Genomic DNA, 1,108 nt, shown 5'->3' with positions numbered 1-1,108 from the left:
TTATTAAGCATTGGCCGGCGACGCGGCCTAATTCCGTCAGGCAAAAATCAATACTGCTTAGTTTCGGGCGACATAATTCGGTAATAACCTGCCAGTTATCAAAGCCGATCACGGCGACATTATCAGGAACTGATTTCCCATATTCATAGAGCGCCTGTAAAACACCGTGTCCAATTAAATCATTGCCAGCAATAACACCGTCAATTTCAGGGTACCGCGCAAGAATAGATTGCATTGCACGATAACCATGTGCTGATGTCCAGGAACCATATTCAGGCGCTCTGACGATCAACCCCTCTTTGCTCATCTCCTGGCGGTAGCCCTCATGGCGCTGCTGCACCGCCAGATAATATGCCGGACCGGCGATCTGCACGATATTCTGGCTGCCCTGGTCGATTAAATGACGACAGGCCAGAGCGCCAGCGCCGAAATCGTCAGGCAGAACGCAGAGTTCGTTGTCATCGTCGACGTTGGTATAGACATACACCACCGGCGTATCGTGTTTCTTTAACGGCAGCGGATCGCGGGTATCCGTTTTGGCTGCGGTGACGATAATACCGTCGACGCGCTTTGCCAGCAGTAAATCAACGTGTCGCTTTAATTCCTGAGGCGAACCGCTGGCGTTACAAAGAAATACCGAAATCTGCGCTTCAAGTAAGGCATTCTCAATACCCTTTAAAACAGGTAAGCTGAAGCGTCCGTAATCATCTGTTGATAACAAGCCGATGGTATATGTTTTCTTTTGATGCAGTGCACGTGCAATTTCATTAGGCCTGTAATCGAATTCATTAATAACGGATAAAACTCTTTCTTTTGTTATGTGACTGATTGAACCTGTGCTGTTTATTACTTTCGATACGGTGCTAATACTCACTCCGGCAGCGTGAGCAATATCTTTAATTGTGAGTTTTTTTCTGTCGTTATGCGTTATGGTCATGCTCTTTCCGTATTTGTAGACGGGTTTAGTATATGGAGAGAGAAAACGTTTTCCCATTTGCATTAATGTGGATTGATAAATAGATCACAAGCTGGTGATGTTGTTTGAATAAAAGCGTGATCGGATATGCGTTTGAGTGGTTTTTATATATTAAGGGCGTGAATTTAATTC

Annotated in this window: 1 protein-coding gene; it reads right to left on the bottom strand. The window is 45.1% G+C overall.

Annotated elements, in window-relative coordinates:
• Positions 1-937, bottom strand: a 937-nt coding sequence (locus NNN71_RS24655) for a LacI family DNA-binding transcriptional regulator (RefSeq protein ID WP_271459585.1), incomplete at its 3' end; no start/stop codon positions are given.
• Positions 938-1,108: the final 171 nt, after the last annotated feature.

The organism is Kluyvera sp. Awk 3 (assembly GCF_028069715.1).
GTDB classification, from domain to species: Bacteria; Pseudomonadota; Gammaproteobacteria; order Enterobacterales; family Enterobacteriaceae; genus Kluyvera; species Kluyvera georgiana_A.
The sequence above is the reverse complement of the archived record's forward strand: the minus strand, read 5'-3'. Positions and strand labels throughout refer to the sequence as shown.